Origin of the sequence: Paraburkholderia adhaesiva (genome assembly GCF_021390575.1) — a bacterium.
In the GTDB taxonomy this organism is placed as follows: Bacteria; Pseudomonadota; Gammaproteobacteria; order Burkholderiales; family Burkholderiaceae; genus Paraburkholderia; species Paraburkholderia adhaesiva.
This window is the reverse complement of sequence record NZ_JAJEJQ010000005.1, coordinates 12,510-32,201: the sequence shown is the minus strand read 5'-3', so window position 1 is coordinate 32,201 and position 19,692 is coordinate 12,510. Positions and strand designations below refer to the sequence as shown.

Genomic DNA, 19,692 nt, shown 5'->3' with positions numbered 1-19,692 from the left:
GTGCTGGGATTGATCCCGGAAGTTCTGATAGAAGTTTGTTCGTGAAACGAACGAATGTTCTAACGCATTCGTATCGTTCTCAAAAAAGATAGAGGTCTTGAACATGTTCCGCGGAATTATTATCGGACCAGCGACGGGGGCGCTGATTGCGGGAATCATAAACCTGATCTTGTGTTTGCCAATGGATAGTCCCTCTAGGCGCAATTGTAGGTACTCTGGTTGGCATCCTTTTCGCGCGCAGCGGCTCTTCGCAGCGAGAGAAAATCGTCGGAGATCACAGGCCATAACGGTTAGGTGCATATGAAATTCAACATCAACGCCAGCATCTTATCGGTAGAAGAAAGGCCAGACGCACGTGTCGATCTTCTCGAATTGTGTTCCATCTACAGATCTGGATATGAAGAAAGCTCCTGTCCGATATAACGACGTTTCAACACACAACGGGCAAGACAACGGTCGAGTAGTTACGGCTTCGTCGACGCTTATCATCGACAATCGTGCTGCGGCACTTGATGGCGACTTCGTAGACTGCCCGAAGCATGGAAAGGTGCAACTCCTCGGGGGAAATGACGGCTACGTTGAGAATGGGCGTTATCTGATTGTCCATCGATGCAAGACCACGTGCGGCGCCGAGGTGCTCGCAAGTACTGACGAATTTGAGATCTAGTTCATGGGATGGCCCATTCCGCGTATTCCTGTTGTCCGCGAAGCAAAAGCACCCTCAGTCTGGCTGGTTGTCGGGCTGTGTGCCGTGTGCTTTCTCGTCGGTGCCATACTGACCCTGCTCCTGTGGCCGTCTGCGAGCAGCACCGCCCAGAATCCGCGGTTTTGGGCATGCATTGTGGGGGCACCAACGGTAGCTGCAATTCTGCTGGTGATGACTATCTTTCACTGGCATTGGATGGATGTGCTTTATCGGACGTTCTGGAATGTGATGACTCGTGCCATCGATCTCGCCTGGCGCCGTTGGGCGAGGGCGAATGTAGCGATTACGGCATTCGCCACGCTTTCGCCTGAGGGGGATCTGGCCGAAAAGATTGCCGGTCTCGCAGGAAATGCACCGCAGAACAAGATAGAGGTACAAACTCTCCAGGGCTTCGAGGCAGATCTGCATGCTAGTCGTACCGAAATCGTCCTCGCACGGCTGCTTGAAGACCTGAAGCCAACGTTAGATCAGTTGGGTTCCCGGCAAACTCTGCGCGTCCTTGTGTGGAGCGGCAAAAGCGGTGAGCCGCATGGACTTGGAGAGGCGGTTAGCAGGCGCTGGCGTTCAACTTCGATCCTTCCGCACGCACAGGTAGAGGTGGTGCCCGAAGTGTCGTGGCCAGGTGTCGAGCGCTACGTCCGGCAACAGCGTGGCGCGCTAGTGCTGCTTTGTGCACAGCTCCACGACGCCGGCGATGAGGCACACCAATACAGCGAAACCGCAGTTGGACTTCTCTTCGAGCCCGTTAAGTCTGTTCGCCGGCCCGGCATTGCGCCCGTGCGTCTGTTCCGATCAATGCCAACTGCGATTGAATCGCTTGGGGCGGATCTTCGCCAGTTTGGTGATGCTGGGGCGGTTGAACTGGCGAGATTCCGTATGGGCTGGAGTTGTGGGCTGGGCAAGCCGGAAAAATACGCGCTGACGCAAGCTATCACTGATTGCGGTTTAGCGCTCAAGGGCGGGGCGAATGGGCTTATCTCTCTTGATGACTGCATCGGCCCGGTAGGTCCGATTAGTCCCTGGATCTCGCTGGCCCTAGTCTCCGAGCTTGCTGGGTACGGTCAGGGAGCGCAACTCATCGCACTTCAGGAGGGGAATACGCTGCGTCTTGCTGCCGCGGCACTCACCGAATCATCCGCGGCACTCGAATCACCGGGGGAGGCTACTCGTAATCTCGGTGCTGGCGCTGTTCTGGTGTGCCTTTCGCCGTGGATTGCGTTGTTGCTCGCAGTGCTCGTTCACCCTGCGAATACGTTTGTCTGGATTCTTGGCGGAATCGGCGTAGCGATCTTCCTCGCCATTCTGTTGTTGTTCATTCATCCACTGATCGTGCAAACGAGAGTTGAGCGCGACATCAAAGACGCGGGCGGTCGCCTGCCCAACGACGCCATCGAAGCATGAACATATTGCCGATCTCTCGAGAACATACTAGCGACAGCGTAGTCGCAACGTCGTCTGCATTGCGGCAGGTGGTGCAATGAATACTTCTGAACAGAAGAGTCCATCTTTCCGAGTGCTGCTTGGGCTCGTCGTCGCCCTGATCTTTACGGCTTGCGTATTCTGGGTCGCCGGGAAGCAACTCGGTTGGAATGACAACCAGTTGTTGATTGCTGAACTTGGCTTTCTGTGCATTCTGCTACTCGCGATTGTCTGCTATCTCGTCGCGAAGCGACTTTCCGCTGATGTGGTTGACCCATCGACTGGCGTAGTTTCTGGCACTCCGAATGGTGGCCGAGAGCAGGGGGGAGAGCCAACGCTACAACCGATGACGCTCGCTGACCTTGCCAAACGCCTGCGGTTGAAACACGGTTTCTTCTGGAAATATCGGGAATCGTGGCTGCTGCTCGTTGGCCCAGCGCGGTCCGTTGCGGCACACATTCCGAACCTTACGGCTCAGGATTGGCACGTCGAGGGTGACACGGTTCTGCTGCATTGTCCGGTCAATGCGAACGGTCAACCGGATGGCGATTGGCTCAGGCAACTTGCCAAGCTCCGCCGTCGTCGACCTGTTGATGGTGTCGTGTTGTTCAACGATGCAATAGCCGACATGCCTTCGTCACAGCGATCTGTGCTCGCCGGAAGATCAGTGCTTTCACAGATCGCGCTGGGGCTTCATTGGTCCGCGCCCGTGCATATCGTAACGGGCACTGGGTTGACTGCTCCGGGACGAGGTGCGGATACCGTGGTTGGCTGCTCTCTGCCTCGGCGGGAGGAGGAAACCACGACGCTTGGTGCGCTCACCACGCTGGGCAATCGTCTCGCGGTGTCGGGTACGAAAGCCCTTTGCGAGGACAACCGGAACCGATATTTCGCGGAGCTGTCCCGTCAGCTGGAGACGTGGGCAGCGCCCCTTGCGCGGTTTGTCTCGGGCCTCGCTTCAACGCATCGATTGCCACTCGAGGTTAGGGGGACGTGGTTTGTACCTGCGGAGCCCGTGCATAAAGCGACGCCGTCCTATGATGCGCCTCCATCGCCGCTGTGGCAGCACGTCGGGGCAACCAGCCGACGCGCCACCGGGCGTCGGGTTGGCCTTCATCCAAGTACCGTCGGAGCCGTGGCAGTGGGTGTTTTTGCTGCCTTCTGGATCGTGGGAATGTTCCTCTCAGGCGCATCAAATACGCGTGAACTGCTGTTCGCAAATCAGCTAACGCAACATCTCTCGCAGACCCCTGACGGCCGTCCCGGATTGCACGCGTTGCTTGATGTCCAGCAGGATATTCAGCGTTTCGAGTACCGCGCGTCGGCAGGCGCACCGTGGTATTCGCGCTTCGGCCTGAACCGCGATAGGTCGATTCTAGCCGGGCTATGGCACGCCTATGCGCCCGCGAGTCGTCGTTTGCTCGTAACACCAACGCAGCGGGGACTCGAATCATCGCTGACATCCGTGGCCGCGATGCGTACGGACGTTTCAGATGAGACCACGAGCCAGCAGGCACTTGCTGGACACAAGACTCTTCGCACTTATCTGATGCTGGCTGAGCCGAAGCGGGCCGATGCAAAGGTGATGGAGCCTGAACTCACGCGTAACTGGCTCACGAATGCCGACATGACAACGGGGGAGCGGCAGGATCTGGCGCACCAGTTCTTCCCGTTCTTCGCGGAGCATCTCGCATCGCACCCGGAATGGGCAATCCAGCCTCGCACGGATCTCGTGAACAACACGCGACAGGTGCTGCTTGCGCTAATCGGGACGAGCAACTCGACGGATACGATCTATCACTCGATCCTCGACGCGGCGGCTGGCAAGTACGGTGATCAGTCGCTTGCTACGTTGCTGGCCGGGACCGATGCGCGCGGATTGTTCCGCACCAGCGCCACGGTGCCTGGCGTCTATACGCGGCAGGCATGGGACGGCCAGATCGCTCAGGCGATCGATGAAGCGGCCCAGCGCCAGAACGTAACGACTGACTGGGTGCTGAACGCATCGGCAACGACCCAGCCGACGCAGTCGGCCGACGCACTTCGCAAGGCGCTGCGCGACATGTACTTCGACGAATACGCCCGGCAGTGGCAGGCGTTCGCCAACTCCATCCAATGGGTGAGCGCTCCTACGCTGCCCGCGATCGCTGAACAATTACGTCTCTTCGCCGATTCCCGCCAGTCACCCATGATCGCGCTGATGAAGGCGCTCGAGTATCAGGGCCGCGCAGGTGAGAACATCACATCGCTCTCTGACACCCTCGTCGCGAAGGCGCAGAACCTGATCGGCAGTCGTTCGTATGCCGGTGCCGTGGAAGGTGCCGCTCAGGCCGTCATTCCGGCAGCGCCGCTGGATGCGTCCTTTGGTCCGGTCCTGCGTCTCGTGAGCGCTGCCCAGCCACAGGGCAAGGTCGACTCGAACATCAGCCTTCAGCGCTACCTCGATGCTATTACGACGCTGCGCCTGAAGATCGAGGCCATGACCAACAGCGGTAGCATGGATGACCAGGCGCGGCAGGTCGCGCAGGCGCAGTTCCAGGGCAAGAGTTCCGAACTGTCCGACACTCGCACCTACGCAAGCCTCGTCGCGGCGAGCCTCGGGGAACAGTGGTCCGGGCTCGGGGACTCGCTCTTCCTGCGACCGGTTGACCAGGCTATGCAGGCGGTCATGCAGCCGGCACAGGCAAGCCTGAACGATGCCTGGCGGCAGACCATCGTCGAGCCATGGGCTCGCGCGTTTCAGGGGCGCTATCCGTTCGCCTCGAGTGATGACGATGCGTCGTTCCCGGAGCTCGTTCGTTTCCTGCGGGATCAGACCGGCCTCGTTCCAGCGTTTATCAACCAGCAGCTCGCCGGCGCGCTTGAGCTTCACGGCGATCGCTGGGTGCCGGGGAGTGCCGGCGCGGGGCTGCGGTTCGATCCGGCATTCCTGAAGGCCATCAATGTGCTGCAGGGCATCGCGTCTCACATGCTCGCATCGGGCGCCGCCCAGTACCGCTTCGACCTGATGCCGCAACCGAGCGCTGACGTGACGGAAACGCAGCTTACTGTCGACGGGCAGACGCTGAAGTATCTGAATTCGGCAGATCGCTGGCAGCCGTTCGTCTGGCCAGGCAATGATCTGCTCGTCACCGGCACGCGCCTTGAGTGGCAGACCGTGCAGTCCGGCCTGAACAAGGGCTTCGAGAAGCAGGGGCGTTGGGCATTCGTGCGCATGCTGGCGTCGGCCCAGGTCGAACCGCTCTCGGATACGCGATACAAGCTGACGTGGATCGCCACGCCGGCCCTTGTGGCCACCCCCGCGGCGGCCCCAGTGGTTGCGTCGACCCCGGCCTCGGCTTCGGCGCCCACAATGGCGAGCGATCCTACGACGCTGACGACGAAGGCGCCTGAAGCTGCGGTGCCAAAGAACGTTACGCACCCGCTCACCTATGTGATGCGCACCGACGCGGGACGCGGCCCGCTGGAACTGCTCGCCCTGCGTGGTTTCGCGATACCCACGAGAATCTTCGCCCCGGCGGCCGCTCCGGGCGCGGGAGCTAAGACTGCCGGGCCACCGCCGCTGCCCGCGTCGGCGGTGGCAGCGGCCCGCCATGCGGCGATTTCTCTTCCCCATGGCGCTTTGCCTGACACCGAATGAACATGTTTGCCAATTTCATCAAGCAGCTCTTCGGCGCACGCAACCCGGATGAGCTTGCACGCGAGCGGTTCAGTGCGTGGGAAGACTGGCTCAAGCCGTTGCCACCCGCAGACGGGAAGGGCGTCGGCCGGGACCCTGGCTATGACGACGCGTTCATCGCGGTCAAGGAAGAGATCGGCAAGCTGTCCGACATCGACGACGCGCTGATCGTCCAGTCCTGCCAGCAGATGTTCTGTGAGGTCAGCAAGGATCTGCGCCTCGCGGGTTACTACGTGTTCGCACGGGTTCGTCAGGATGGCGCGGTAGGCCTTGCTGACGGTCTCGAACTCATGGCCGCACTCGTCGACCGTTTCGGCCATGCCCTGCTGCCGGGCCGCGACGAAGCGAAACGCTCGGCGATCGAATGGGTCGCGACGGCACGCGTTCTGGAGCAGCTTGACCGCCACGGCGAGTTCGCGTCCGCCGAGCTCGAACGGGCAATGGCGGCGCTGAACCTGCTGATTGGCAAAACGGGCGAATGGCCCGAGGCGGCCCGTCCGAACCTCCAGGCGCTGGTGTCCCGTTTCGAAGGCAGCGAAGATGTGGTGCGGTCGGTGCCGGAGGGTTCCGCCGCGATGTCGGGCGGATCCGGATCGCTCGGCGGCGGCACAACGTCGATCGCCTCAACACGCGATGCGCTCGAGCATACCCGCATGCTGGCCCGATATCTGCGCGACGACGAGCACGGCTACCTGCCGGCCGCCCGTCTGGTGCGTTGCATGCGCTGGGATACCGTTCACGAGGTGCCTCCAATGGATGCCCAGGGCCGCACGCGTCTCGCACCGCCGCGGGCCGAGCTGCGTCAGCAGTTCAAGCGCCTCGTCCTGCAGAAGCAATGGCCGGAACTGCTCGAACGAGTGGAAGGCGCGTACATGGAAGGCGTCAATCACCTGTGGCTAGACCTGCAGTATTTCCAGCACGTCGCACTTGACCATGCGGGGTCGCCGTACACGGAGTGGCGCGACATCCTGCGTACGGACTTCGCGCTTTTCCTCGAGCGCCTTCCGGGTATCCAGAAGCTTGCCTTCAATGACGGCACGCCGTTCGCCGACGACGCAACGCTCGAGTGGATTGCGAGCCATGCGGTCGTGCGCAACCTCGACCAGGGTGAAGCACTCGCTGCATTGCCCGTCTCGACAGACGATGAAGATGGCGCGGTCGCGAACTGGCAGGAAATGGAGGAGCAGGCGCGCGAACTCGCACAGTCACAGGGTATCGAAGCGGCCTTTGCCTGGATTGACGGACTGCCCGGAATCCGCACTGACCGCCAACGCTACCTGCAACGCTGGGTCATGGCGCGTGTCGCGGATGGCGCGGGACGTCCGGAGATCTGCGTTCGCCTGCTGACCGAGCTGGATACCGGAGGTCCGCAGTTCCGGCTCGCCGGATGGGAGCCGTCGCTGACATTCGAGGTCAAGCACCACCTGCTCAAAACCCTCAAGGCATCAATGAATCGCAAGGATGCCGACAAACCGGCCATCTCCCGGCAGATTGAAAAGCTCGGCAACGAAATGACCGTGCTCAATCCTGCACGAGCCATCGCCGTTCTGTAGAAAGACAAGTCAGGAAACATTGCATGAACGACGATTCCACGCTGCGCTATTACGAAGCCGAGATGCGCTACCTGACCGAAGCCGGTCGGGAGTTTGCGAATACCCATCCGGATCGCGCACGCATGCTCAATCTCGAGCGCGTGGGCGAGCGCGACCCCTACGTCGAGCGGCTATTCGAAGGTTTCGCGTTTCTGGTTGGCCGCCTGCGCCAAAAAATCGACGACGAATTGCCGGAAATCACCGAGGCGCTGGTGAGCCTGCTGTGGCCGCACTATCTGCGCACGCTGCCATCGCTCTCCATCCTTGAGCTCGAACCGGACTTTGGCACACTGCAGAAACGCGAAACGATTCCGGCCGGTATCGAGGTGCGCTCCGATCCCATTGGTCAGGAAGGCACCCGCTGCACCTACCGCACGACGTGGCCGGTCGACCTGTTGCCGCTGCATCTGAAGTCGGCCAGTGCCGGAATGCGCGAAGACGGACGCTCGACCATCCGCCTGACTTTTCATATCGAAGCCCAGTCACGGCAGAACACGCTGAATGTTCCGCACCTGAGGCTGTATCTGAACGCAGACCGGCCGGTGGTGATGGCCCTGCATCTGGCACTGACACGTCACGTTGACGACATCCTGTTGCGGCTACCTTCCGTGCGCGATGGCGAGCCGAAATCGCTGCCCGACGCCTACTTCGCGACAGCAGGATTTGCATCCGAGGAGCGGTTGTGGCCCAAGCCGGATAACGCCTTCGGCGGCTATCAGTTGCTCCTCGAATATTTCAGCTTCCCCGAGAAGTTCCTTTTCGTTGATCTTCACGGCATCGATCTCGCGTCCCTCGCGCCGAGCGTGACCGAGTTCGAGATCGAAGTGGTACTGAACAAGACCTATCCCGCCGATCTGCGTTTTTCGGAAAAAAACATCCGGTTGTATTGCACGCCGATCATCAACCTGTTCCGCATGGACGCGGAGCCGATCCGTGTCGACCATCACGCAACGTCGTATGTCGTGCGGCCACGGCTGCGTCACGGCGAGCACGTCGAAACCTACTCGGTTGACGCGGTTGACGCGCACGATCATGTTACAGGCGATCGTGTCGAATACGTGCCGTTCTCGAGCTTCAAGCACCGCGGCGGCATGCTCCGGCACGACGCGCCCGAGCGCTACTACCATACGCGCGTGCAGCAAGGCGTGAAGGGACTCTACGAAACGTGGCTGGTGCTGGGAGGCCACGCATGGGAAAACGCCGAGGAATTGCCGCGTGAAACGCTGTCGCTGCGCGTCACGGGTACGAACGGCATGCTGCCGCGCAAGGGCCTGCGCGAAGCCGGCATCAACGAAATGGGCAAGGGCATCTCGAACGTCGCGCGTGTACGCAACCTCGTTTCGCCTACGCTGCCGCTCCATCCGCCTACCGGCGACCGCTTCCAGTGGCGCATCCTTTCCCACCTGACGCCGAACTACCTGTCGCTGCTTGATGCGGAAGTACTGCGCGGCACGCTCGGTCTCTACGACTGGACCGATGGCGAGATGAACCGGCGACGGCTCAATGGTATCCAGAAGGTGACGCGCAAGGGCTTGCGCAAGGTCATGCAGGGCGCCGTGGAGCGCGGCGTGCAGATCGAGGTGACGCTCGACAGTCACGCATTTGCCGGTGAGGGCGACATGATGCTCTTCGGTGAGATGCTGCACCGCTTTTTTGAGCTCTATGCCGACGTGAATCTCTTCACGCAGCTCGTGATCGTCAGCGTCCCGACACAGGAGCGCATCGAGTGGCCGGCCAGCAAGTCCGACAGGGCGCCGCTATGAGCGGGATGGATGCCATGCGCGGCAACGTCCATGCACGCCGGCCAAAGCTTGCGCCGCTGGTTCGTGCGCTCCTGTCCGCTGCGCCGCAGATGAACGTGCTTCAACTGCTGCGCCTGCTCGAACTGCAGACGCCGGACAAACCAGGTTTCGGGACACAGGACACACCGGAACATGAACCGGTGCGGTTCCAGCCGCGCGCGCGTGTGGGCTTTCCCACCTCCGAAGTTGCGGGCGTCGCGTTCGATGACGAGAACGAGGATGCGCCGCCATCGGTACAGACCACCTTTCTTGGCCTGTACGGCGTCGACGCGGCGATGCCGCCACACCTGATCGACGACATCGTGCTGCGGCGGGAAGGGTACGAGAAGGCAACAGCCTTTCTCGACATCTTCAACCATCGCATCGTCACGCTTCTCTATCGCGCTTGGCTCAAGTACCACTACCCGGTCAATTTCCGCCCCGGTGGTACCGACGAAATCTCAAGATATCTCCTGTCTCTCGCAGGATTCGGTATCGGCGATCCGGCCGGCAAATCGGGGCTGGCGCCGTCGCGACTTCTGGCGCTGGTGGGGCTCCTCATGCAGCGCACACGACCGGCCGAGGGGGTGCAAGGCGTTGTGGCCCACCTGCTCAATGGTGCTGCCGTTACCGTACGTGAGTTCTACGCACAGTGGACGCCGGTTGAACACCAGCAGGGGCTTACCGCAAAACCACGTGCCCGCAGGGCAAACGCTCCCGCTCCAAGCGGTCTGGGTGATGGTCACGTGCTCGGTTCCCGTGTGCTTGACCGTTCGCAGGCAATACTCGTGACGATTCGTCCATTGGATACCGCCCAGACACACGCGCTGCTGCCGGGCGAGGTACTGCATCAGGATCTGATGCGCCTCGTGGGCCTTTACCTCGGCGATAAGGCTGACGCGGTATTGCGCATGGAGATTCCTGCCTCTGCGGCGCCCACCCTCGCGTTAACAGGCGGTGCCGCGCCAGCTGGCGTGCACCGGCCGCGTCTGGCCTGGACCGCGCTGCTGACGCCCGCGGCCAACCAGACGGTGACGATCAATCTGGGTCGCTACGACTCGCTGAACTCTTGAATCACGGAGGAACCGTGCGGATATTTTCTGTAGTGGCCACAGCAGGCTTGTGCCTCACGCTGTCGGCGTGTGGTGCGTGGCAGTCCGTGTCGGATGGCACCGCGAGTGCGTACAACGCGGTATTCCACAAGACGGTCAAGACGCTGAACGTTGACCTGAGTGCACGCTCATCGTTGAACAGTACTTCGGGTACGCAACCGTTCTCGGTCGCCGTGCGCATCTACCAGCTCAAGGACCACAAGGGATTTGATGCAGCGTCGTACGATGATCTCCTCAATGACGATCGTACTGTGCTCGCCCAGGATCTCCAGGATATGGCCAGCGTCGTCGTCTCCCCCGGCGGGGCGGTGAATGTCACGCAGCCCATGAAGGCGGATACCCAGTATGTCGCGGTCGTCGCGTTTTTTCGTGATGCAACAGGCAGTACAACCTGGCGTCGCGTGATTGCGAAGAAAAAGCTATCGGCAGACGATCCGCTCAAGCTCGAACTTGTCGGCAACGATCTCGTAGCCGACGGCGAAACACAAAAGACGCGGCCCGCACAGTGAAAATCGCGCGCCTGTTTATTACGCCTGATGCCTGGCCCCGCATTCAGGCGCCGGCCGCGAATCCTCTGGCCGCGGCTGTCACAACGAACCCGGCTGAGTGTCTGCGGCGCGTGGGTCTGCATTTCCCGGATATCTGGCCACGGCTTGACCGGTTGCGTGCAAGCTGCCTGGACGGCACAGCGGACTTGCCCGAGCACTGGTACCTGCCGTTCAATGCAGTGCTGCCAGTGCTCGATGAAGTGCTCGAGGAGATGGTTCAGGCCGGCGTTACGGTTGGTACCGTGCCAGGGCCAACGGTCAACATGCTGGCCACCCTCGCGGGCTGGCGCGCAACCCAAGGCATTTACCGGTTCGACCGCACCCTTCTCGACGCGCTGATCGCGACGCCCATGGAGGGCAAATTGCCAACGGGGCTGCTCTCGCGCCTGCCTGAGTGGACCGTCTATATCGAAACGCCAGGGCTGCGCTGGACGAATGAACCGTTGCTTGGTGTCTTCGCGCAGGTGGGCAGCCTTCCCGACGGAGGAGAAGCACTCACCCTGGTGGGGCATCTCGATCATGCGGAAAACTGTGTCTCGGGCGTTTCGATCCGGCTCGGCCAGGATACGATCGAGGAATCGCTCGAGGCGGTCTATTTCAGACGCGCTGCCGCTGGCATGGCGATCGACGGACTGGAATTGAACACGCTGCACCACATTGTGCCCGGCGTGATCTCACTGCTGCTTTACCTCTCCAGTGAAGCAGCGGAAGTGGGAGATGGCACTCGCCAGCCAACACGTCCCGTGCCACGCCGAACAAAGAAGGGCATGCGGATGTTTCCCGCTGAACGACAGACACCGTGGGATGTCGGCGTGCGTCTTGGCGCAGCACTGCGGCGTGCGGTCGCCGGCGAGGTACGTCCGGTGACCAAAAGCGGAAATACTAATGCCAGTCCGATTCCACACGTGCGTGGAGCCCATTGGCATACCTTCCTGCGCGGTCCCCGGCAGAATCCGAAGCCTGTCGTACGCTGGATGCCGCCCATGCCGATCAATGCAAAGTCGAACGACGATCTGGTGCCAACGATCCGGCCGGTCGTTGCGGCAGCGCCAGAGGCAAGGCGTAGCCTTCCAGAGACCGAGCCATGAACGACAAACCTGATTCATCGCGCAACACCGGTGCCGGGTCGCCGCCCGATTTTCCGGAAGAATCCGTGGTCCATATCCCCGGTGCAGTGCGAACGGATTTTCCGGATGGCAGTCACCTGGTCGAAGGACCGGACGGTGACAAGTTTCTCGTTTCGGAATCGGGCAGTATCAATGGAAATCTGCCTTTCATCCGGCGCGTCCAGATTGAAGATCTGTCGCGCGTGTTGAGCCACCATGTCGCGCATGTACATGATACGACGTCACATACGTTGCACTTCGTCGGTGGGGGCGTGCTCTCCTATTTACACTTGCGAAACGGGTCTGGCATGACACTCAAGGGCAACAATATTCTGTTTCGCACACTTCCCGATGGCGTGATTGTCGTTAGTGGGACATTCAACCACGGCCCTCGACAGTGAATAAACATAACGGGTTTCGCGCCTACCTCCTTGAGGACGATATGGTGTTACAAAAGTTTGTCCGCTTCTCGTCACGCGGTTTGATAAGTCTGGCTGCAGCACTTGCAGTAACATCAGCCAGCGCGATGCCGCTTTCAGTCGATACAGTCCGTTCAGACGCGCAACAGTACGGAACATGGCACCAGAAATTGGAGTCCTGTGAGCAGTTCTACCACTTCGAAGAGGACTTCCAGCTTCGCCAATACGATGCTGCCTTCAACGAACAGATCCGGCAAGACCTCGCGCGACAGACTGGCAATCCGCAATTTGAACTCAATGAGCAAGTCGCGCATGACGATCCGCAGGTCCAGCACTATCTTAAAGATCTCGCCGGCATCTTGCAGGCCGCGAGGACCAAAGCGATTGACCAAACGCGTCCGACCAAAGCGCAGTGCACCGCCAGAGTCCAGAGTTTTTACACATACTTCTGGCCATACAAGGCTCGCATCATGGCACCGGTACACGCTGCGCAGGAGGCGCAACAACGTGCAGCAGAGCAAGCAGCAGCGCCGACCGAAAAAGCTGTGGCCGAATTTGAATCTGCATTGGGGAAAAATCCCGATTCCGAGTCGGTTAAACCGCAACCCAGACGGCCCAGTGACGTTAGTCTCGCGCGAAAGCTGCTGAAATCGAGTCCTCTATTGCGTTCAGCGTTGTCCCAATCTGGTGAGGTGCTGTGTCGGGCCGCCGACTATAGCGACCCGGCAGGATTGCACTTCCTCCTGACTGAGGTCTGGCCAGTGCCGCCGGCTGGATGTTCGATCAAAGATGCTTTTAATACCGCACAGTACAATTACAGGTACGATAATGCAGAGTGGTTAGCGGGTCGCGCCGATAGGTCAGACGTGACGGACATGGCCGCGAGGCTGGTGAGCGCCGATTCATCATCAGCTCCAAAAGACTACGATTCAAAGGCATTACCGGTGCTCGAAAGGTTATTTGTCTCGGGTCTGCCAGGCAACGCTGAATCCGACAATGTCAGCCTTCTTCATCTTGCGATCATAGGCAAGAATCCAAATTTGGCGATTGCCCTCATCAAACATGGTGCGAATCTCAATCGGGCGCCCAACAATGTGGAATCTGCACCGTTGATAGAAGCGGTTTCGAGCGCGAGCGTTCCCCTTGTAGAACTCATTGCGAACTCACCCGGCATACATCTGAATGCCGAAGATGCTGACGGAAAGACTGCTCTCGAAGAAGCAATCTTCGCAGACCAGGCGGACATCGCGGCTGCGCTGTTCAAGAAAGGTGCAACGTTGCGGCCCGTCGCGCGGGACGGTCGACCACCGCTTGCGTATGCTTCCAGCGAAAAAATGGTCAAACTACTACTTTCGCACGGCGCCGATGCTCGTTGGCGTGATGCGGAAGGCAATACCTTGCTGCCCTATCTCGGATTGAATGCGAAGTTGACGGAGGTAATTCCGGCCCTGGTAAATGCGGGATTGCCACTGAATGCGCCGAACCGCTACGGAGCGACGATCCTGAACTATATATCTCCCGATAACGAAAACGCAGAATCTCTGGAACTCAATGCGCTGGCAGAACAGCGCGAACTGCTGATTAGCATGGGCGCACACAGTGGGAAAGAGGACAGACGTTTTACGTTTGCCAATGAGAGGCGCGGGGGCGTCGACGCGAATAAGCCCTATCGCATACGGCTGGCCAATGGGCGCGTAATAACCGGTACCACTGACATATACGGGAAAGCGTCCTGGACACCCGATGGTGGGAAGTTTGAGGCGACTATCGTACAGCAGTAGCTGTCCGCCATATCCCTATAAGGCCCTCAGGCGCGCGGATCGCTCAACTACCAATGGAACTGCGAGGTACATGGCATGAACCAACCGGCTCCGCTGCAAAGTTTGTGGGATTCGTGCGCACATCTGCCAACAGAAAAGCGGGCGCTGATCAGGCGACTCGCGAGCCTCGGTGTATCGAGTCAGGCATTGATAGCGGCGCTGGCTGTCGTCCAGATACTGTGGTTCGAACGGTACGTGCAGTTACCGTTCCGGTCGATCAGCCATGTAACGGGGCAGCCAACGACGGACGTCAGGCATGCAATAGATGAACTCCTTGCAGCAGGAGCGATTGAGCACCAGGTCTATCAGCGCCCAATTGCGCGCGTGAACTATTACCGGCTTTCGATGCCAGGTGATGCGAATTCGTTTTGCCACCCGGAATGAAAATTGAAAAAAAGGAAGGCGGGGCGGTTCCTCGCCACGGGCCGTCGAGCAGACGCAGAGCGATATACCGGCAATGCCAGTTGTTCGCCAACCCGTGCTTCGGTTCGATGTGTCGGAACCCCTTGTCAGTGGCACACGCCGCCCATTTGTGAACGTCGATGACCCTGCCTTGACAGCGTTCGTGACGACGCTGTGCGACGAGTTGTCAACGACACCCGAACTGTCTGAAACCGCCGAAGGGTCCTGATGGTGCGATACCGACCTTCTAGCCGAGACGCGCGGACAACTGCCACGTCGCCTGGATCAGCGGCGTGGCCATCGCGCGGATGTCGCGCTGCGTATCGAAGCACACGGCCATCGCGGCGAGCGGCTCGCCCCGCCGGTTCAGTACAGGGGCGGCAAGCGTGAAGACGCCAGCCAGCGTTTCCGTTTGCGTCAGCGCATAGCCGACGCGCTTGACTTCGGCCAGTTCGTGCAACCACGCTTCCAGCTCCTGCCCGCTATCCGCGATATACGTTTCCCAGTACTGTTTCTGGATTGCCAGCGGATGCATGCTCATCATCGCCTTGCCGGCCGCCGTCCGGTGCAGGACATTCGAGAGTCCGACGTAGATGCCATGGCTCTGCGCGAACGGCCACGGCACGTGCGCGACCACGAGCGTATGCGAGCCTGCGAGCACGCTGAGATTGACCGCCTGGTGCAGTTCGTTTTTCAGGACGTCGGCAATCGAGTGGAAAAGCGGCACGATGGGCTGCTGGAAATACGCGGCCGACGCCATCTGGAATAGCGTCGCTCCCATGCAATAGGACTTTCTGCGCTGCAGATCCTGCACGACCAGCCCGCGGCGCAGCAACGCGTTGATGATCCGGTGGCAGCTCGCCACCGGCATGTTCACGCGGTCCGCAATCTCGGTGAGCGAGAGCGGGTAGGTCGACTGGACGAGCGCCTGCATGATGTCAAAGGCACCGTCTACAGCAGGCGCCTTTGACTTTTCGGGCGGAGGGGACTCGATCAGTTTCATCGGCGTCAATTGTAACGGCTTTGCTCCTCGGACCTAGAATGAGTGACGCATCCCGATGCGTACGTCGGCCTGGGTCGAGGTTGTCGACGGCGTGAAGCTGTAGCCGATCACCGCGTCGACGCCCCGCGAGGCCTTCAGCCAATCAGCCGACAGATAGACGTCGGTGCGCTTGGAGAGCAGATAGTGCAGGCCCGCCGAGAGCTGGTTCCAGTGATGGCCCTCGAAGTTCGTGTACTGGTACCCGCCGATCGCACTGAACGCCGGCGTGACCTGCCAGTTCGCGCCACCTTCGGCCACCTTCATGTGCGACGTCTGACCGAGTCCCTTGATCGTCGTGTACGTGAAGTTGCCCATCAGCGTGACCGTGCCGAGCTGGTAGCTCGAACCGACGCCGAAGGTTCCCTGCTTGTCGACGGGGAAGGGCGTGCTCGAGTACAGGTCGGTGATGGCACCCGTCGACGGATTCAAGCTGACCGTCGGCTGTCCGAGGAACGTGCTGGTGCCGATCATCGCATACGGATCGAAGGCGTAGAGGCCAAACGGGTCGTTCAACTGGGTGTAGGCGGTACCGATCGTGAAGCCGCCGTTTGCGTAGTGTGCGCCCGCGCTCCATGCGCTTTTCTGGTGAAAGTCGCCCGCCACCCCGCCAAACGAGTACACGCCGCCGAACATGAAGCCCGCAAACTCCTTCGACATGAACTTGATGGAGCTCGGCAGACGGTCCCCGTTCAGGCGGTCGAAGTCGCCCTGGTGAATGGCGTAGCCACTTGCCCAGCCGGAGATGTTGTAGTTCGACATGATTTCCCGCGTCATGTCGTACTGGTCGCCCAGCGACAGCGTGCCCCAGGCATTGCTCAGGCCGACATATGCCTGACGCCCGAATTCGGCACCGCCCTGGGCCAGCGCACCGTTGCCGAGGTGGAACCCGTTTTCGAGCACGAATACCGCCGACAGGCCGCCACCAAGATCCTCGGTACCTTTCAGCCCCCACCGGTTGCCCCACGACACGCCATCATCAAACTTCACGACGTGGGCGCCGCCAGAGTTGCTCACGTACGTGACGCCTCCGTCGATGATCCCGTACAGCGTCACGCTGCTCTGCGCATGACTGGCTACGGGCGACCCTGCGAGCAATGCAGTCAGTACTACGAAATTATATTTCTTTAAGTCTTTTTTCATTGTCTTCAAACCTGTAAAAATTGTCTCCTGCAGGCTGTTTCAGGCGGCAGCACGCTCCAGGATCAAGTCTGCCGCCTTTTCCGCCACCATCATCGTGGGCGCGTTGATGTTGCCCGAGGTGATGTTCGGAAACACCGAGGCGTCCACCACGCGCAGGTTCGTCATGCCATGCACCTGCAGCTGGCTGTTCACCACCGAGCGTTGCGTATCGCTACCCATCGCGCACGAACCACAGAGGTGGTAGATCGAGCCACTCTGCTCGCGGAAGAACTGCAGCATGCTGGCGTCGTCGGAAACGGTCCCTGCCGGACGGACTTCTTCCGCCGTCACCCGTTTGAGCCAGGGCGTTGCCGCGAGCTCGCGTACGAGCCTGCTGCCGGCGATCGCTTCGGCCTGATCGTGTTCGGTCGACAGGTAGTTGGGATCGATGCGGGGCGCCGCGTGAATGTCGGCGCTGGTCAGCTCGATCGTGCCGCGGCTGGTCGGTCTGCACGGCGCAAAAAAGATCGTGTAGCCCGAGTACGGCTCAACCCGCGGCATGCCGCCTGATTCCGGCAGGACATACGAAAGCGGATTGAAGTACAGCTGCACGTTGGGTGCTTTTTCCGTGTGACTGGTACGCAGGAAGCCACCCGCCTTGACGGTCGTCGCGAATATTCCCTTGCGGCGGAACAGGTACTGGAGCATGGCCCGCGCCTGCTGGGGGAGGCGGCGTACCTCGTCATTCACGGTCGGGCAGTTCGCGCGATAGTAGTAAGACGCACACAGGTGGTCCTGCAGGTTCTGGCCCACAGCCGGACTGTGGTGAATCACCGGTATCTGATGCCGTTGCAGGAGTTGCGCGTCGCCCACGCCCGAACACTGCAGCAGCTTCGGCGACTCCACCGCGCCGGCCGAGAGGATGACTTCCCGGCGCGCGGCGAAGTGCTGCCGGTGCCCCTTGATCAGGACATTCACGCCAGTGGCTTTCCGCTCGCGGTCGAACAGGACGCGTTCCACGAGGGCGTCCGTCTGCACGACCACATTCGAACGCTTCATTGCCGGGTGCAGGTAGGCCGTGCATGACGAGTCCCGTTGCCCGTCGCGCGTGTTGATGTCATAAACGCCGAAGCCCTCGAGCCGGGCGCCATTGAAGTCGTCATTGGAGCGATGGCCGAGCGCGGTGCAAGCCTCGAAAAACGACTCGCAGATCGGATGCACGGTGTCGCGCGTGATGCGGATCTTGCCGCTGCTGCTGTGCCATTCGGTATCGCCCGCGTGGTGCGACTCCAGCCGCTTGAACCAGGGCAGCACGTCGTCCCAGCCCCAGCCGGAATTGCCCTGTGCGACCCAGTCATCGAAATCCTGTTGCTGGCCACGCACGTAGATCATCGCGTTGATTGCGCCCGAGCCGCCCAGCACCTTGCCACGCGGCGTATAAACGCGCTGGCCAGCCAGTTCACGCTGCGGTTCGGTCTGATAGCGCCAGTTGTATTTCGGGTGGTAGAAGAGTTTCGCGAACCCGAGCGGCATGCGCAGCCACATCGATTTGTCCGCGCTGCCCGCCTCGAGCAGCAGCACCCGATACTTCCCCGATTCGCTCAGACGATCGGCGAGGATGCAGCCGGCGGAGCCGGCCCCGACGATGATGTAATCGAAGGTGGTTGCATCCATTTCTGCTATTCCTTGTCTTCTGCGTAGCGCGCCTTCCAGCTGTCGGAAAACCCCTTCACGTCGAACGGTTGCGTCGAGACGGTCAGATGCAGGCGGCGGCTTGTGTACGGCATGTTGGCCTTGACGACTTCCATGTTGAGTTCGACGCCGAGGCCCGGCTCCGTCGGCGGGATGATGTAGCCGTCTTCCCAGCGGATCGGCTTCTTGAGGATCTCGGCGTGGAAACCCTCCCAGCGCATGATGCTTTCCTGGATCAGGAAGTTGGGCGAGGCCACGCCGAGCTGGATGCTGGCTGCCGCGCCGATCGGGCCGTTGTAGAGGTGCGGCGCTATCTGCGCGTAATGCACTTCAGCCAGGCTCGCGATCTTCTTGGCTTCGAGAATCCCGCCCACGCGTCCCAGGTTCATCTGCAGGATCGACGCGGCGTTGTTGCGCAGCACGTCGAAGAACTCGTATTTGGTGGTCAGGCGCTCGCCGGTGGCGATCGGAATGCTGGTCTTCTGCGCGACGCGCCCCATTGCCTCGGACTGGCCCGGCGGCACCGGCTCCTCGAACCACAGGGGATCGTAGGGCTCGATGTAGCGCGCGAGCCGCACGGCGGCCGACGGCGTCATCTGGCCATGCGTGCCGAAGATGAGATCGCATTTCGTGCCCACCGCCTCACGCAGGCGCTTGCAGAACATCGCCGACTGCTCGAGCAGGTCGAGGCTGAGCTGGTGGCCACAGTACGCCGTGTAGGGTCCGGCCGGATCGAACTTGATCGCCGTGAAGCCCTGCTTCACGTATTCCTCGGCGCAACGCACGGACGGCTCGATGTCCTCGTAGTCGTGGCTGTACGTGCCGTCCTCGTTCTTCGGATACAGGTACGTATAGGAGCGCAGGCGCTCGTTCACCTTGCCGCCGATCAGGTCATAGACAGGCCGGTTGGCAGCCTTGCCGATGATGTCCCAGCACGCCATTTCCAGGCCGCTGACGATCCCCATCATGCTGATGTCGGGCCGCTGCGTGAAGCCGCTCGAATACGCTTCGCGGAAGAAGCGCTCGACGTGGTGCGGATCGTGGTTTTCGAGGTACCGCTGGTACACGTCGCCGATCGCCGCTTCCATCACGGAGGGGTGAAAGCTCGCCGCGTAGACTTCGCCAACGCCCTCGATACCGCAGGCCGTCTTGAGTTTTACAAAGATCCAGTAGCGCCCGCCAATGTAGGGCGGCGGCACGGCAACAACATAGGTTTCAAGCGAGGTAATTTTCATGGGTCTTTCGTGTGAGAGTG

General features: G+C 60.6%; 15 protein-coding genes. 11 read left to right on the top strand and 4 right to left on the bottom strand.

Features of this window, described 5'->3' with window-relative positions; genetic code table 11:
* Window positions 1-397: 397 nt before the first annotated feature.
* From L0U80_RS31905 to L0U80_RS30185, 11 genes are all read left to right on the top strand, one after another.
* Window positions 398-667 carry a PAAR domain-containing protein gene (locus tag L0U80_RS31905; protein ID WP_373322343.1) on the top strand — a complete coding sequence of 90 codons (270 nt, stop codon included), beginning with the start codon at window positions 398-400 and terminating at the stop codon, window positions 665-667.
* A gap of 3 nt (window positions 668-670) precedes the next feature.
* Complete coding sequence (locus L0U80_RS30230; protein ID WP_505880166.1) at window positions 671-2,107, top strand: KPHS_23130 family T6SS system protein; 1,437 nt, start codon at window positions 671-673, stop codon at window positions 2,105-2,107.
* A 1,159-nt stretch (window positions 2,108-3,266) separates the two neighbouring features.
* Complete coding sequence (locus tag L0U80_RS30225) at window positions 3,267-5,765, top strand: ImcF-related family protein (protein WP_233874876.1); 2,499 nt, start codon at window positions 3,267-3,269, stop codon at window positions 5,763-5,765.
* A gap of 2 nt (window positions 5,766-5,767) precedes the next feature.
* Complete coding sequence (gene tssA, locus L0U80_RS30220; protein ID WP_233875729.1) at window positions 5,768-7,357, top strand: type VI secretion system protein TssA; 1,590 nt, start codon at window positions 5,768-5,770, stop codon at window positions 7,355-7,357.
* Between the two features lie 23 nt (window positions 7,358-7,380).
* Window positions 7,381-9,159, top strand: a complete 1,779-nt coding sequence (tssF, locus tag L0U80_RS30215; RefSeq protein WP_233874875.1) for a type VI secretion system baseplate subunit TssF — start codon at window positions 7,381-7,383, stop codon at window positions 9,157-9,159.
* Complete coding sequence (gene tssG / locus L0U80_RS30210) at window positions 9,123-10,250, top strand: type VI secretion system baseplate subunit TssG (protein WP_233874874.1); 1,128 nt, start codon at window positions 9,123-9,125, stop codon at window positions 10,248-10,250. The genes tssF and tssG overlap by 37 nt, the downstream gene beginning before the upstream one ends.
* 14 nt (window positions 10,251-10,264) lie before the next feature.
* Window positions 10,265-10,798, top strand: a complete 534-nt coding sequence (tssJ, locus tag L0U80_RS30205) for a type VI secretion system lipoprotein TssJ (protein WP_233874873.1) — start codon at window positions 10,265-10,267, stop codon at window positions 10,796-10,798.
* A 110-nt stretch (window positions 10,799-10,908) separates the two neighbouring features.
* A complete protein-coding gene (locus L0U80_RS30200) occupies window positions 10,909-11,925 on the top strand; it encodes an AcrVA2 family anti-CRISPR protein (protein ID WP_233874871.1) in 1,017 nt (338 codons plus the stop codon).
* Window positions 11,922-12,344 carry a hypothetical protein gene (locus L0U80_RS30195; protein WP_233874870.1) on the top strand — a complete coding sequence of 141 codons (423 nt, stop codon included), beginning with the start codon at window positions 11,922-11,924 and terminating at the stop codon, window positions 12,342-12,344. Before L0U80_RS30200 ends, L0U80_RS30195 begins: the two co-directional genes overlap by 4 nt.
* On the top strand, window positions 12,341-14,143 hold the full coding sequence (locus tag L0U80_RS30190) for an ankyrin repeat domain-containing protein (protein WP_233874869.1): 1,803 nt from the start codon (window positions 12,341-12,343) through the stop codon (window positions 14,141-14,143). The genes L0U80_RS30195 and L0U80_RS30190 overlap by 4 nt, the downstream gene beginning before the upstream one ends.
* 75 nt (window positions 14,144-14,218) lie before the next feature.
* Window positions 14,219-14,566 carry a hypothetical protein gene (locus L0U80_RS30185; protein ID WP_233874868.1) on the top strand — a complete coding sequence of 116 codons (348 nt, stop codon included), beginning with the start codon at window positions 14,219-14,221 and terminating at the stop codon, window positions 14,564-14,566.
* A gap of 265 nt (window positions 14,567-14,831) precedes the next feature.
* Here L0U80_RS30185 and L0U80_RS30180 read toward each other — a convergent pair whose 3' ends face one another.
* The 4 genes from L0U80_RS30180 to L0U80_RS30165 are packed head-to-tail and all read right to left on the bottom strand — an operon-like array spanning window position 14,832 to window position 19,672.
* A complete protein-coding gene (locus tag L0U80_RS30180; protein WP_233874866.1) occupies window positions 14,832-15,587 on the bottom strand; it encodes an IclR family transcriptional regulator in 756 nt (251 codons plus the stop codon).
* Window positions 15,588-15,620: 33 nt separating this feature from the next.
* On the bottom strand, window positions 15,621-16,766 hold the full coding sequence (locus tag L0U80_RS30175) for a porin (protein WP_233874864.1): 1,146 nt from the start codon (window positions 16,764-16,766) through the stop codon (window positions 15,621-15,623).
* Window positions 16,767-16,805: 39 nt separating this feature from the next.
* On the bottom strand, window positions 16,806-18,419 hold the full coding sequence (locus tag L0U80_RS30170) for a GMC family oxidoreductase (RefSeq protein ID WP_233874862.1): 1,614 nt from the start codon (window positions 18,417-18,419) through the stop codon (window positions 16,806-16,808).
* A 5-nt stretch (window positions 18,420-18,424) separates the two neighbouring features.
* On the bottom strand, window positions 18,425-19,672 hold the full coding sequence (locus L0U80_RS30165) for a mandelate racemase/muconate lactonizing enzyme family protein (RefSeq protein ID WP_233874860.1): 1,248 nt from the start codon (window positions 19,670-19,672) through the stop codon (window positions 18,425-18,427).
* Window positions 19,673-19,692: the final 20 nt, after the last annotated feature.